Source organism: Herbidospora sakaeratensis, from assembly GCF_001570525.1.
Lineage (GTDB): Bacteria > Actinomycetota > Actinomycetes > Streptosporangiales > Streptosporangiaceae > Herbidospora > Herbidospora sakaeratensis.
Window position 1 is genome coordinate 1 of sequence record NZ_BBXC01000030.1, and the last position, 15021, is coordinate 15021.

The 15021-nt window shown below is 66.3% G+C and carries 4 protein-coding genes and 1 pseudogene; 2 read left to right on the top strand and 3 right to left on the bottom strand.

Going from position 1 to position 15021, the window contains the following annotated elements; genetic code table 11:
* Positions 1 to 830: site-specific integrase (locus AW271_RS36775; protein ID WP_062342752.1), on the top strand; the 830-nt coding region annotated here is incomplete at its 5' end.
* Between the two features lie 1066 nt (positions 831 to 1896).
* Here the strand turns inward: AW271_RS36775 and AW271_RS40415 are convergent.
* Positions 1897 to 2448, bottom strand: coding sequence for a hypothetical protein (locus AW271_RS40415; RefSeq protein ID WP_157555003.1), 552 nt, complete (start codon positions 2446 to 2448; stop codon positions 1897 to 1899).
* A gap of 31 nt (positions 2449 to 2479) precedes the next feature.
* On the opposite strand from AW271_RS40415, the pseudogene AW271_RS36780 reads away from it, so the two are divergent.
* Positions 2480 to 3180 (top strand): annotated as a pseudogene (locus AW271_RS36780) (transposase family protein); the annotation flags it as partial.
* Between the two features lie 207 nt (positions 3181 to 3387).
* Here AW271_RS36780 and AW271_RS39245 read toward each other — a convergent pair.
* Together AW271_RS39245 and AW271_RS36785 are read right to left on the bottom strand one after the other, a co-directional pair.
* On the bottom strand, positions 3388 to 3810 hold the full coding sequence (locus AW271_RS39245; protein ID WP_083977775.1) for a DUF4259 domain-containing protein: 423 nt from the start codon (positions 3808 to 3810) through the stop codon (positions 3388 to 3390).
* A 109-nt stretch (positions 3811 to 3919) separates the two neighbouring features.
* A complete protein-coding gene (locus AW271_RS36785) occupies positions 3920 to 14818 on the bottom strand; it encodes a DNRLRE domain-containing protein (protein WP_169806458.1) in 10899 nt (3632 codons plus the stop codon).
* Between the last annotated feature and the right edge of the window lie 203 nt (positions 14819 to 15021).

Consider the following 15021-nt stretch of genomic DNA (forward strand, 5'->3'; position numbering starts at 1 on the left):
TCAGCGACGCCGCCCGGGCGCTGATCGCCGAGGGCGTGCCGGCCAACACCCAGCGCGCCTACACCCGGCAGTGGGCCGCCTTCACCGCCTGGTGCGCCGACCAGGGCCGACTGCCGCTCCCAGCCACCAGCCACACGCTGGCCGAATACACCGCGGCGCTGTGTGCCCTGGACCAGGCCCCGGCCAGCATCGAGCAGGCCATCTCGGCGATCCGGACCATGCACCGGCTGTCCGGCCACCGCGGCCAGCCCGACACCGAGGCCGCCCGGCTGGCCCTGCGCGCCCATAAGCGCCGCCGCGCCACCGCCGGCAACGGGCGCCGCCAGGCGCCGCCACTGACCATCCCCGACCTGCGCGCCATGATCGAAGTCTGTGATCTGGGCACCGTGACCGGGCTGCGCGACCGGCTGCTGCTGGTCCTCGGCCTGGCCCTGATGGGACGGCGCAGCGAACTGGTCGCGCTGACCCGCGCCGACGTCCGCGAGGTCAGGGACGGCCTGGAGGTACGGATCGGCACCTCCAAGACCGACAAGAACTCCGCCGGGCAGATCGTCGCCATCCCGCGCGGCAGCCACCCGCTCACCGACCCGGTCATCGTCTGCCGGGACTGGCTGCACATCCTGGATCAGGCCGCGGCCGCGGACGGCCAGGACACCGCCCCCGGCGGCGGGCGGCTGCTGCGCCGGATCGACCGGCACGGCATCATCGGCCCCTCGCTGACCGGCGAGTCGGTGAACGTCATCGTCGCAGGCCTGGCCGTCCGCGCGGATGTTCCCAACGCCGAGGCGGTGACCGCGCACAGCCTGCGCGCCTGTAGAACGCCGAATTAATGACACTACGAACGCCGATTTTTTGTCACTCGCACCGATCACGGGCCCGCCCTAGCGTCAATATGCCATCTTTCATCACTTTTGCGATGTCGCCCGACCGAGGTGCAGCTCTCCACACGACCATAAGTGGGGGTCGAAGGTCGCTCGTTGAACCTGCGATCTTCGTGACGGACCTCTGGAGAGGCAGACGCCACCACAAGCCGAGTCCTGTGGCCTGACGCCGAATTGTTGACACTGCAGCGCAGATTTTCTGTCACCGCAGCGCAGAGTTGATGTCACTGGCATGTGATCGCCCGACGCGGGCCAGCTGCGCGATTGCAAGGGCACTACTGGTCCAACCAGGGGAAGCTTGTACTGCTCCAGGAAGCTCCTCGATCAGGGACGCAGAATTGTTGGCACGGAGGCGCAACTTTTCTGTCACTGCGGCGCAGAGTTGATGTCACTGGAGTCTGTGCGGCGCTTCACGATAGAGCTGGGCACGGGCGGCATCCGTCGGCGTCGAGTGTTCGCAGAGTCGCGGCCGACCGCTGGCCCCAATCGATGGTTTCCGGCGCGGTCGCCGTAGCTATGTGGTGGTCATGGAGTCGCGGCGATACGCCATATGCCTGCGCACCGAACACTGGGACAACACGTTGAAGGGTGATCCAGTGGCCGCGGCCTCACTCATGCAGGGCACGGCTCATTCGGCGTGGGCAGCCCGGACACGGCGCTCTCCCTCATTTCTGGAGCGCGAGGCCCGTCATGCTCCAGTACGTTGGGAGCACCCGACTGATCACCGCAGGTGATCGCTAGGGCGTTCGACGTCAGGGGTTGGTCGGTTGCTCCTTCAATGCGGCCGATGCTCTCACGGCGCCGCCGGCGGTGGACCGTCCGACGGATCTCCTGCACGCATGCGCCCTGGTTGCTTTGGCCTCACATTCACAGAGTTCGTTCCGGACGTGTCACACTCACTCGCCACAGCTACTTGGGAACCAGCCCTCTAGCGCAACTACCCACTGTGCTTTCGTATGCGATCTCGCAATTTATTCGAGACGATTTGCGGGCAATTCATCCGATTGCTGTCAAACTAGCCGTACTCTGCATCTCTTCTGAACATTGCCGAAAGTACGACGTCTTCCTGCCACTCATCAACCTCTCCCCGTGGAATTCCCATGGAAGGCCGTCCGAGGGCAGAGGCCAGTGCTTCTACGGCGCAAATTCTGGTGAGATCACTGGAGTCTCCGACGGCGATATTGATGAGAAGGGTCAGCAAATCGCACTTACTCTCCGTCGCGAGAACATATCCGGCGGCCGAGCAGGCGACTTGCTTCACTTCATCAAAAATGTCCCATTCCACTCCTTGGAGAAAGTCTTTCAGTCGCTCCATGTATTTGTGAGCAAGCCCCCATTGGTCACACAGAGTCTGTAGTGCCAGACGGGCCAACATGGGATCTTCTGGGCTTTCCAGAAAGCTTGCGATCAGATCTTCTCCAGGTCTATATCCGGAGCGGGCGAGGACGTAAAGCAACTTGTAAGACTGCGGTGGCCGAGCCTCCAGCCTGCGGGCCACCGCCTCGAGCTCCTCATCGTTCAGGGCGCCGTCCTTGGCCCTTGCTACTAGCTCATCGATTCCATCCATGAACGAACCAATTCATCGTGGGACAAACTTTAAGGCGATCAGGTCGGTGTGGCGGGCGCTCAATCCCGGCCGTCATGCACTCCTGGTGCTGGTCCATCTCCGTAAGGGCGAGACGTTCGACCAGCTCGCAGCAGGGTTCGGCGTGTCAGAGCAACCGCCTGGCGGTATGTGCGGGAAGTCGTGAACCTGCTGTCGGCCCGCTCCCCGAAACTGGCCGCCGCGCGGCGCAGGGCTGGCAAGGACGGGCTGCGGCACCTGATCCTGGACGGCACCCTGATCCGTACCGACCGCGTGCGGGCCGACCGGCCGTACTACTCGGCCAAACATCGCACGAACGGGATGAACATCCAGGTCATCGCCGGTCTCGGCGGTGAGCTGGTGTGGACGTCGGGCGCCTTACCGGGTAAGACCCACGACCTGACCGCCGCCTGGATCTGGGGCATCCCGCGCCACCTGCGCACGGGAGGGATCCTCACCCTGGCCGACACGGCCTACCAGGGCATCCACAAGGAAGCGGCCGTGGTGATCACCCCGTACAAGGGCAAGAACAAACCCGAACCGCAGAAGGCGGCCAACCGGTCTCACGCCCGGCTACGCGGACCGGGAGAACGCGCCAACGCCCAGCTCAAAAGCTGGCGCATCCTGCACCGGTTACGGTGCAGCCCATCCAAGGCCGGTCACCTGGTCAAGGCCATCGCCGTCCTTCAAAACCACCGAGTCGCCCGAGGATGAAAAAGGCTCAGTGAAGGCCGGACAGAGACTCCGCGCCACGATCGGTATCCCCGGAACGGGATACCGATCGAGCACGAAAAGACGCTGAACGCCTCCCGGCTGGCAACCCTGCTGGCGATGCTGCCTTATGACGGCTGGGACCCGTCGTCTGGATCGCCACCCGCTTCAGCCGCCAGGCGGCCCTAGCAGGGAAGTCCGGGCGTGTGATCACGCCCCGGTATTCAGTACGGCGCGAATTCTTTCGATCGCGCCTTCCATTTGTGCTCGATCTTCCGGGTCTACCCAGCTATTCCACCACCATCCACCTGGGGGAATAGAAGAGCTTAGCGCTCTGAGCGCCGAATCCCGGACAGCTGGCGATACCGATGAGAATGCAATATCGGAAAGACCTTCATAGTCATCGCTCAGCAGCACGAACTCACCCCCCGGAAGGGACCCGGCGACTATCGATGCCGCTGCGATTATCTCTTCGGGAGTCACCTCGGCGGTAGATGAATCGCCCGAGCGATCGGCCTCCTCGAATATCTGGATAACGTGTTCCAGCCGTTCGCTCTCGCTCATAGAAGCTACGATGTCGAGGAAGTCCTGAGCTGAATCACTACCAAAGAGGCTGGCACCCCAAGTACCCATGTTGACTCCATGTGAGATTTACTTGCAGACTCAAATTGGAAGCCATAAAAGGATGGCGTCCACTGCTAGGGGGAACTATCCTACAGCCGGCCCCATTCCGCTGATTCTATCAGTTGAAGTAGTCGCCCGGAGAGGTGTCGATTTCTGGGTCTCTACGGTTGAGAAGCTTCACGCCCTGCTTCTTCCATCCCTCCATGACCGTTTGTTCGACACGGCGGGCAACGCTGCTCTTCACGCCCTTCGGAAGGGTCATCCAAGTGACGCTGGCGACATCGTTAATGCCGAACCCTCTGGAACCTACGGCATGCCCCTTGCTCATGGAAGCGGAAACCCTGCCGCTAATATCCGCCGTTGACATTCCGACGTATTTTTGCCCGTTTTTCAGGTGAATGGTGTAGACTCCGGGCCCCTTGGGCACGTTGAATACCCAGCCAAGGGTACAGCCAGAATTGTGGGTGAGAACGGGAGATCCACCGAAGAGCACGTAGTAGGTGCTGTCACCGTCAACGGTGAGGTTGAAGACCGGAAGGTCAAATCGGGTCTCCGGCTTTACCGAACCGATCCGGGCGTAACTTCCCCCGGTGGTTTGCAGCAACTGGCCAGGCTCAAGGTCCTGTGCGTTGAACCAGCGACCGTCCGACGTCCAGAATGGATGCGATTCGGTAGCGGTGAGGGAGCTGGTCCTGTCGTCGGTAGAGATGCGGACTAGATGCTTTTCCCCTCGGTTGCTGCGAGCGTTGATCACTAGCCGGGATGCGGTTTTCCCGGTGATCGGGTCGGTCGCCACCACCCGGTCGCCGTCTTCGACGCGTTCGATGGGCTTATACGAACCGTCACCCATCAGGACCAGGGTACCGGCGACGAAACTATTAGTTACTCCGCAGGTGGCGTTGATGCCCTTGGAGACTTTTCGATCCGCAAGCGCACGCTTTTCAGCCCTGCCCCAGCTCTTGAACTTTCCAATCGCATCCCCGATTGCGTTCGCGAGCTTCTTGCCGACCTTGAATGCCTCTTTCCATTCCCAGGGCAAGCCGTACTTTTTGATCAGCCTTCCCGCAAGGCCTCCCGCGACGGAGGCCAGGACGTTCAGAGCCGCATCTCCGCATGCCGCCGGGTCGCCCTTGAGGAGGCAATTCAGTTCGCTTTCGAATCCAAGCGCTGCGATAGCCAGTTTGCCGACCAGTTTGAGCGCGTCAAGAAACGCGTCTTCGGCGCTGTTGGAGCCTGCCTCGGATTGATCGGCCCTCGCATCCGCACAGGCGATTCTTCCGAATTTTTGAATACAGACGTCGTAATTGCTTGCCGCGCATGCCGCGACGGTCGTGCAGCCATAGGTGCCGCCGCCGGCGTCGGGATTAAGTCCCGTCGGGTCGGACATGCCGATGGGGTTGTTACCGGAGTACGCGAATGCGTTTGCCCACTGCGGAAACCTGAGGTCGAGCAGGGGGTCGGTGGAAATGAATTTACCCAGGCTCGGGTCGTAATAGCGGGCCGAAAGATAGGTGAGGCTCGTGGACTCGTCCTCGGTCTTGCCAAGGAAGCCTCTGTCGGTGAAGTCCAGATCGTCCGCGCCTCGGCGGTCGCCGAAGGGGAGATAGCGTTCGCGGCTGATCGCGCCATTGTCGTCATCAATGGCGAGTTGGGCGCTGCCGTGGAGTCCGGACATCAGCCACTTCAGCCCTGCCTCCGACGAGCGCATCGCCGCCGTTGCACCGTCCGGGGAGTCGTAGTAGCGGGTGGCGTTGATCTCGTCGCCGGTCACCTCGACTTCCATCGAGCCGAGGTAGAGGGTGACTTCCCCCCCGGGCTCGCGCCGGATCAGACGTTCACCGTCGGCCCCGTAGACCATCGAGGTGTCAGAGCCGTCGACGGTGGCCTTGATGAGTTGGCCTTGGGCGTTCCACTCGAAGCCGCCATCGGTACGGTTGATGAGTTGTCCCGCGGCGTCGTATCCGTAGGTGTCCATCCCCCCTGGGTGGGTGACGGTGCGGACGGCGTTGGGGAGTTCGCCGTCCTTGGGCGGATAGGCATATGTCGAGGTCTGAGCGTCCCTTGTCAACGCCGCGATGTTGCCGACCTGGTCGTATGCGTATTTCTCGTTGTACGGGTCGATGCCGAGCCCGTCAGGAGCCGCTGTACAAGTGTTCCCCGTTGTGGTGTAGGCCGAGGTCAGGCGATACAGACCGTCGTAGGAGAAGCATTCCGATTGCCCGACTGTCGAACCAGGGACTGCTGAGGCCGCGTCGAGCACACGGGTGATCTCGCCGGTGGGGTCGTAGAAGAATTGATCGTCTTGAGCGAGGCCCGGCGCGGCGGTGTCGTTGTCGGTCGTGAGTCTGCTCAACCAGCCGGTGCTGGTGTCCCAGGTCATGGAGCGTTTGATCTTGCCCGCCGAGCCGTACTCGCGTTCTGACAGGAATCCCGTCGAAGAGTAGGTAGTGGACTTCACGTAGGTGAAGCCGCCAGCCAGGTCGGAGGTGAGCCCTTGAGCCAGACCAAGGTCGTTGTACGTCGAAGTGACCGTTTCCCTGGCCAGATCTCCAACCGCAGGCATCGTGTAGGTGCCGACCTGGCCCGCCGGGGTGTAGCTGGATTCGAAAGCGTAGGTGCCGCCGAGTAGTCCTTCCACGTTCGGGATCGTGATTGACGATCCGGTGGATCGGCCCATGTTGTCGTAGGCGGTCGTTGCGCTGACATATGGGTTGCCGTTGACATAGCGAGTCGCGGAGGTCAGCTGGCCGACCTGGACAGAGTCGTACTTCCACTCGGCGATCTTCGTACCTGCTGTCGGCTCGCCTGACCACGCCGACGTCTTCCGTCCGAGCTCGTCGTAGACATAAGACGTTTTGTGGTTCATGGCGTCGATCGTCCAGAGCAACTGGCCAGCCGCGTCATAACCCGATGTCGAGTCTCCAGAGTCCGGATCGGTGCTGGCGATGCGGCGCCCCATCAAATCAGAAGTGAAGGTCCGCACGTTGCCGTTGGCGTCGGTCTGCTTGGTCATGTTGCCAAGCAGGTCGTACTCAAATGTCGTCGTGTAGAACTCCGGCGCGTCGGCTGTGCCGCTCTGCCATGCGGTCCATTCCGAGGCGGCCGCTCCCCGCACAGCGCGGGTGCGCCAGCGGATCTTCCACCCGTCCTGCAGCAGCCCGGACGGCACGGTCACCGCGGCCTCTTTGCCGGAGGTCGCGCCGGTGACGTCGCCCGACCAGATGAGCCCGGTTCCCTGGCCGGTGGCGGTCGGGTCGTGTTCGACCTGGAACTCGCCGCCGACCTGGTTCTGCGCCGCTGAGAAGGTCGCGATCAGCGCGGGCGTGAGGGTGCGGAAGTCGGCGGGCTGGGTGCGGGGGCCGGTGACGGTCGGGATGGAGGTTCCGTCGGTGACGGTGAGCGGCTGCCAGGCCGACCAGGCCGAGGCCCCGACGTCGGCGGTGACGGCGCGGACGCGCCAACGGACCTTCCAGCCTTCGGTCATCGCCGACGTCGCGACCGTCGCCGTCTGCCCGGAGGGGACGTCGTTGTCGGTGCCGGCCCAGATCTGGCCGGTGCCCTGGGCGGGGACCGACGGGTCGTGTTCGACCTCGAACTCGGCGTTCAGCGTCCCGCCGTCGGGGTGGACGACCTTGGCCTTGAGTTCGGGTGTCAGTGATTCGGTGGCCGACAGGTCGCTGACCGTGGGGTCGGGCCGGTCGATGCGGACGTCCTGCCACGCCGACCAGTCGGAGGCGATCGTGCCGTTCAGGGCGCGGGCGCGCCAGCGGATGGTCCAGCCGTCGGTCAGTTCACCGGGGGGGACGACAACGGAGGCCTGCTGGCCGGCGGGGGTATCGGCGTCGGCTCCGGTCCAGACCTGGGTGCCGTCGTGCTCGATCGCGAACTCGGTCCGCAGTGTCCCGCCTGCGGGGTCGCTGACCTGCGCGGCCAGGGTCGGGGTGATGCTGGTGGTGACGCGTTCGCCGGCGATCAGCTCGGACGGGGAGATCTGCAGCGCGCCGACCGCCGGGGCGGGGTCGATCGGCTCGGTCTGCACCTTCACCGTCTGCCAGTCCGACCACCCGGAGGTGGCCGCCGTGGCGACGGTGACGGCGCGGGCCCGCCAGCGGACGGTCCAGCCGTTGCTCAGTTCCCCGGACGGCACCCCGACGGATGCCACCGCACCCGAGGCCACGGCGCCGGAGGCGCCGGTCCAGATCTGCTGGCCGTCGTGTTCCAGCTCGAATTCGGCCTTGACCTGGCCGTTGCCGGGTTCCGCGACGGTCGCGCGCAGGTTGGGGGTCAGGGTCTGCGTCAGCGTGTCTGTCCCGGACACCACGGAAGGGTCGGTCTGAAGACTGCCGATCGTCGGGTCCGGGGTGTCGATGGCGAAGTCCTGCCACGACGACCAGGCCCCGGCGACGTTGCCGTTCGGGTTGACCGCCCGCACACGCCACCGCGCGGCCACGCCGTCGACCAGCTCGCCGGACGGGACGGTGATGGAGGCCTGGGCGCCGGAGGCGACCGTGGCGAGGTTGCCGGTCCAGGCCGAGGTGCCATGGGGCTGCTCGACCTCGAACTCGGCCCGCACCGCCGCGCCGCCGGGGTCGGTGACGGTGGCCTTGAGCTGCGGCGTCACGGTCGAGGTCACGCTCTGGCCGCCGACCACCGTGGAGGGGGTCAGCTGGAGGGCACTGACGGTGGGTTTGGGGGTGTTGACGGTGAAGGTCTGCCAGGCGCCCCAGGCCGAGGAGGTGTCGCCGCGGACCGCGCGGGCCCGCCAGCGGATCTCCCAGCCGTCCTGCAGGGTGCCGGACGGGATCTGGATCGTGGTGGTGGTGCCGGAGGTGATGTTGTCCTTGGCGCCGGTCCACACCTGGGTGACGTCGTGCTCGGCCTGGAACTCCGCCCGGACCACCTGGCCGCCCGGCTCGGACACGCGCGCCGACAGGGTCGGGGTGAGGGTGGTGGTGCCGGTCGCGCCGAACTGGTCGGCGATGGGGGTGCGGTCGGGTGCGGGGGAGCCGGCCGCGATGGCGGCGATCTCGGTGGCGGTCAGGACCTTCTGGTAGACGCGGACGTCGTCGATCTGGCCGGTGTAGTTGGCGCCGAACTTGACCTGGCCGTTTCCTTGGAAGCCGGACATCGGGACGGTGTTGTTGCCCTGCTCGACGCCGTCGCGGTAGACGCGGACGCGGCCGTTGGCCTTGTCGTAGACGCCGGTGATGTGGAACCAGCGCTTGATCGGATAGCTGCCCGACCAGGTGCCGTAGGCGATCGCGCCGGCGGTGTCGCTGGCGTTGAGCACCATCTGGAGCTGGCCGCTGGGGTTGATGCCCATGTAGAAGGGCGGCTTGTTGGTGCCCTCCTGGCGGATGGGCTCGTACCAGCCGTTGGCGTTCTCGACCCGCATCCAGGCCGAGATCGTGAATGACTGGTCGGTGCGCATCACCCATGTCGGGGTCGAGGCGCTGTTGGCTCCGCCGCCGGCCTCGAGTGCTCCGCCGAACACGCCGGTCGTCCAGGCGGCGGTCCCGCCGAGGGTGGCGGTGCGGCCGGAGGTTCCGGTCGCCTCGCCGCCGGTGCCGTCGAACTTCCAGTGGGCGATCGGGGTGGAGGTGGGCGCCTGCGCGGCGGTCGGGTCGATGCGCAGGGTCTGCCAGGACGACCAGGCCGATGCGGTGGACTGGCCTGGGTTGACCGCCCGGGCCCGCCACCGCACCAGCCAGCCCTGCTGGAGACCGGGGACGACGACCGCGGCCGACTGGCCCGCGGTGATCCCGGCGGCGCTGCCGGTCCAGATCTGGCCGCTGCCCTGGGCGGGCACTGATGGGTCGTGTTCGACCTCGAACTCCCCGGTCAGGGTGCCGCCGTAGGGGTCGCTGACGGTGGCGGCCAGTTGCGGGGTCAGTGAGGTGGCGGTGGTCGTCCCGGACACGGTCCGGAACGGGGCGACGGCGAGACCGGCCGTGCCCGGGGTCGAGCCTGCGGGGGTGTAGGTGACCGCCAGAGACGGCTTGTTCTGTGAGCCGGAGGTCGTCTCGTTGGAGTGGAAGCCCCGGTCGAACAGGGGCCGGCTGGTGGTCTCGTCGACGCCGCGCAGCATGATGCCGTAGTTGGCGGTGCCGGAGGCCCAGGCCTGGGCGAAGGGCAGGACGTTCCAGCTCATGGTGCCGGTGGGGGAGCAGGAAGTGTCCTTCGTGGTGACCTGGTCGGTCGTGGCGAGTGCCGGTTGCCCTGACCAGGTGATGCCGCCGCTGGTCCAGCTTCCGGTGACGCGCTGGGCGCGGATGCCGGAGTTGGTGTCGCCGCAACCGTCCGCGGCGAGTTTGCGCAGAATCAGCGTCGCGTCGGTCACCGTGGTGCCGGCCAGCGAGGCGGTGTTGAAGTTGAGGTAGGTCCGCTCGTAGGTCCGGAAACCGGGGAAACTCTCGTAGCTACCGGCATACAGGTCGGGGTCGGACTGCACGTCGGATCCGTCCGGCCCGCTGGTGCCGATCCAGGTGTCGGTGAGGTTCGGCAGAGTGGTCGTCGGGTCGACGGTCACCGGGTAGACGGTGGCCTTGTCGGCCAGGAAGGCCGGGTCGGGCCGCAGCACCAGGACCTGCTTGCCGCTGTCGTTGACGACCTGGGTGGAGATCTTCCCGGTACGTCCGCGCTTGCCGCTGGAGTCCCACATCATCGGCGCGGGGGCCGAGGCGGTGGTTCTGCCGTTGCCGTCCTTGAGCGCCAGCGCGCCCTGGGCCGATGCCGTCAGGGTCATGCCCTCGGCGACGACCGGAAGGCGGTATTCCATCGCCCCGGCCGGGGGCTTGCGCAGCACCACGTCGTGCCGGAAGCCGGAGCTCAGCGCGGTGATCACCAGGTCGGCGCCGGGGCCGGCCGCGTCCACGTACGTGGCGACGTTGCCGTTGACCTGCGGCTTGGGCAGTGAACTGGGCCATTGAAGGGCGAACCGCTCGCCGGACATCCCCTCCAGCCGGGCCAGGGTGCCTTGCCCGCCCGCCGACAGTTCGACGGTCGCGGCGGAGACCTTGGGCCTCAGCACACCGCCGACCTCGACCAGGGTCGTGTCGATGGCCGCCCAACTGCCGTCGGTCTGCTTCACCCGGACGGGACCGGAGGAGTACTCGGTGGTGAAGGTGCCGTCGGGGTTGCGGAAGGTCTGGGAGTCGACGGTCGTGCGGTCGTCCAGCAGGGTGCGGCCGGTGACGGCCTTGTTCGCCGATGACGTGCCCGCAGCCGCCTGCATCAGGGCCGGGCCCTGCATCGCGGCGGGGGCGGTGCCCGCGCCGGTCAGCCACTCCTCGATCTTGGTGACCTTGTCCTCGGCGTCGGTGTAGCTGACGGTCTTGCCGCCGACCGGCGGGATGACCTCGGTCTTGTCGCCGTAGTAGTTCGTGGTCGTGCGCCGCAGTTCGCTCGAGCCCGTCATGTCGGCCGAGACGACCACACGACCGACGCCGTCGTAGGTCTGCTTGGTCCACTGCGGCAGCGTCGTCATCGCCGCGTTGAGCAGCCCGCTGCCGGGCGCGGCGCTGTTGTGCGCGGCCCCGCTGGTGGCCGAGGTCAGGCCACGCGAGTCGTAGACGGTCGCGTTGACGATCCGGCCGCCCGCCGGGGAGGCGACCTGCGTCTCGCGGGCGCGGCCCAGGCCGTCGTCGTAGGTGTAGGTGGTCACGTACGTGCTCGCCGTCTGGATCTTCGACAGCGCCGTGCGCGCGGGCCCGTTCACCACCCCGGAGGCGTCGACCGGGATCGTGTACGCCACCGTCGCGGCCGCCACCCCGCCGCTCTTCGGCTGGGCCGGGGTCCACAGCGCGAGGGTACGGCCCAGGGCGTCGTAGTCGATGTTGGTGTCGTACCCGGCCTCGTTGCGGGTGCCGATCGGCTGGCCGAACTCCGGGTTGGCCCAGGTGCTGGTCGTCTGGCCGAGCGGGTTGGTGACCGCGACGCCGCCCGTGGGCCAGCCGGTGGCCGGGGTGTAGGTGGTGGTTGTCGTCTTGTTCAGAGGGTCGGTCGAGGAGGCGGAGCGGCCGTAGCCGTCGTAGGTCACCTTGGTCGAGGTGAACTCGGTCGCGCTGGTGTAGGCGCGGCTCTGGGTCGCGTTGCCCTTGGTGGGCGCGTTCGCGGCCTCGCTGGTCGCTCCGTCGTAGAGGGTGACCGTGCGGCCCATGAACTCACCCGCCGCGCAGTCGTCGCCCTTGCGGCGCTCTTCCGCGCCCGGGTAGGAGATCATCCACGCCCCGCCGCTGGTGTTCTTCGCGTACGTCGTGGCGGTGCAGGTGTTGTCGGAGGCCAGGCCGCGCTGACCGTAGTCGTTGACGCGGATCGGCAGCGCGTCGCCGTTGTAGGTGGTCGCCGTGTCGCTGTAGCGCCAGCCCGAGGTTACCTTCTCCCGGCCGACCTGCCTGGTCTGGTTGACGTAGGCGGGGTCGTCAGAGTCGGGGCCATTGCCGGAGCTGACGATCTGGTACTCGTACCGGGCGCCTTCCTCCTCGGAGAACGTCGCGGGGGTGGAGCCGCTCATCGTCAGTACACGGAGCGTCTGCTCCATCAGCGGCTTTCCGGCCAGGAGCTTGCGGTCGGGGAAGGTGTTGCCTTCGAAGTCGGTGACCTGGGTGCCGCGGATTGCGAGCCCGAAGCCGCCGATACGGTCCTCGTACATGCCCCGGAAGAAGGTGGAGCTGGTCGCGGTGTACCCGGCGGGATCAGTGCCGGTTCCTTTGAGTACCCGGACGGTGGGGTAACCGCGGTATCTGGTCCATTGAGGGACGAGCGAGGGAAGTGACCGCGGGTCACGCTCGGGCCGAGTCCAGCCGGGCGTGCCTACGTACTGGTAGCTGGTGATCAGGTCGGGGGAGCCCCCGACCAGGTCTTTGTCGACTACTTTGGTGACCACCCATTTGAGCCAGATGCTGCCGGCCGGGACGAAGCCGTTGCCTTCCCACACCTCGCCCTGGTAGATCCAGTAACAGTCGTTGCCCTCATCGTCGCGCGTGTCAGGGTCGCTGGTGGTCTCCAGATCACAGCCCGAGGGGAGCCCGTAGGTGATCTCGGTCCGTCCGCCGAGTTCGTTGTCGATCGCGATCAGGCGCGGCAGGCGGGAGCGGCCGTAGTCGAAGGTGTTCCACAGGCTGTCCTGCAGCACCGAGGTGAACTTCACCGGCGGTAGCGCGATGTCCGGGCCGTTCCCGGCCAGCCCCGTCTGTTTGATCTGGTCCAGCCACAGCGTCGGCATCAGTTCGTCGGGGGATTCGATGTACTTGTGCGTCAGGTCATAGCGGGTGACATCGGCCCACCCGGTCCCGTCGGCTACCTGGGTGGTGATCGAGGTGATCCGCTTGTCCAGGTAGAACATCATGTTGTCGCCGCACGGGTAGAAGTCGCTGCACAGATCCCAGTCCGGCAGGTCGCTGTCGCCGCCGATCACCCGGGAGCTCAGGCCGAACTGCACCCGGGCGGTGGGGACCGAGCCGGCCACGTTCAGGTTCCACCCGTAGCTGATGGACGACAGGACGGCCGAGGTGTCGTAGTCCAGCCAGCAGTTGGAGAACTGCCGCCGGTTGGAGCAGTAGGCGTCGGTTCCCCGCTGGTAGGCGTAGTCGATCACGTTGCCCTGCGGGTCGACCTCCTGGTCGAGCATCCACCGGTATGGGGCGGTGCACACCGTGCTGGCATAGCCCTCCCCGAGTTCCACCCAGTACTGGTGGCATGGCTGCCCCGGCTCCGGCGCGAAGTAGGGGATCTGCAGGCTGGCGTCGCGGCGGTAGCCCAGGCGGTAGACGGTGCCGTCCTGCGTGGTGATCTTCCAGTACGGCTTGGCCGACTCCGCGCCCGAGGCGATCTGCTCGATCTTCCAGCCGTGGTCCTCGACCGTCTTCCAGGTGCCGCTGGTCTTGTCTTTCACGATCTTCGTGGACACCCCGGCCAGCGACAGTGTCAGATGAATCACCGAGGTGTCCTCGTAGTCCTCGGCCGAGCCGGTGTCCCAGCACCAGTCCTCGCAGTCGTAGAAGGACTGCTCGATGTAGCTGGTCTCCAGATCCCAGCCCAGGCCAGCCGCCGAGCTCTGGTTGTTGGTCAGCGTGGTCATCCCGTCGACCATCGAGGAGGAATAGCTCAGCGCCAGGTCAGGAGCCTTGCCCGCCAGCGGCGGAGGGACCGCGATCGGGTAGGAGTAGGAGAAGGCCCCGCCCGACAGACCCACCTGCCAGTCGCCCGCCGGCTTGAGGTCGGTCACCGCGAACGACCCTGAGGCCGAACCGTCGGTGGCCGCCGCCGCCTGGGCGACCGCCAGCACCGACTCACCCGAACCCGCCTCGGCGACCGCGGTCAGCGTGCCCGCCTTCACATCGTTGACGACCGGCAACTGCCGCCGCTGGCCGGCGGCCTTCAGCCAGCACTCGTCGGTCAGCGGCGTCTGGAGCACACACGCGGGCTGCTCCACCAGCGTCAGGAAGGAAGCGGATCCGCGCTTCCCGGCACTACGGAAGGAGGAGTAGTCGACGCTCACCGTGACGGGAGCGCGCTCGCTACCTCCATCGGCCCGGGACAGACGCAGCGCCACACCGACACCGCCCGCTTTCGCGGCCGCGTCGCGGCCGAGGCTCTCCACCCGGACCTTGGAAGGAGCGGCCGACGCGGCGCGCTCACCCTCGTGGGTGGCCTCTGGGGCTGACGCCTTCTCCCCGCCGACGGCACGCTCCAACGGGCCGGGGGCGCTGATCTTCACCGGCAACCCGGCGACCGCCACCGCCTGAGCTCCAGGCGCAGGGACCACCAGGTCGGCGCTGCCCGCTTTGGGCCAGACCGGAGCGGGGGGCTGCGGCGCGGCCGGGGCATCTTCGGCGCCCTTGACAACCGGCGCTGCCGCGACAGGCCTGCCCTCCACCGAAGGTTCCGTCATCGGCTCCGGCAACTCGGCGGCGGAGGCGGCCGTGACCAGCCCATCCGGGACACCGATCGTCGAGACGAACACCGACACGACGACCGCGAGCGCGGTTCCCGCGATCTTGCCTCGCGCCCTGACCACGGGACACCCCTCAACACCTAAGACCTTGTCAGATGACAGAGGGATGATGCCGGGAGGTAAGAAAAAGATAAAGAGTGACCAAAGTGGACATAAGTGACTTAAGATGCACATGGTGTGATGAGTGGACGTCAGGAGCACTTTGATCGATTTCGGGTGTGAGTAAGGTCACTCTTGGATCGCTCCCGCGATTTGCTCCGCGTTCA

Excerpts from the sequence above, each read along its gene's own strand:
- AW271_RS40415 (WP_157555003.1), bottom strand. The coding sequence starts at position 2,448 with ATGGATGGAATCGATGAGCTAGTAGCAAGGGCCAAGGACGGCGCCCTG.
- AW271_RS39245 (WP_083977775.1), bottom strand. The coding sequence starts at position 3,810 with ATGGGTACTTGGGGTGCCAGCCTCTTTGGTAGTGATTCAGCTCAGGAC.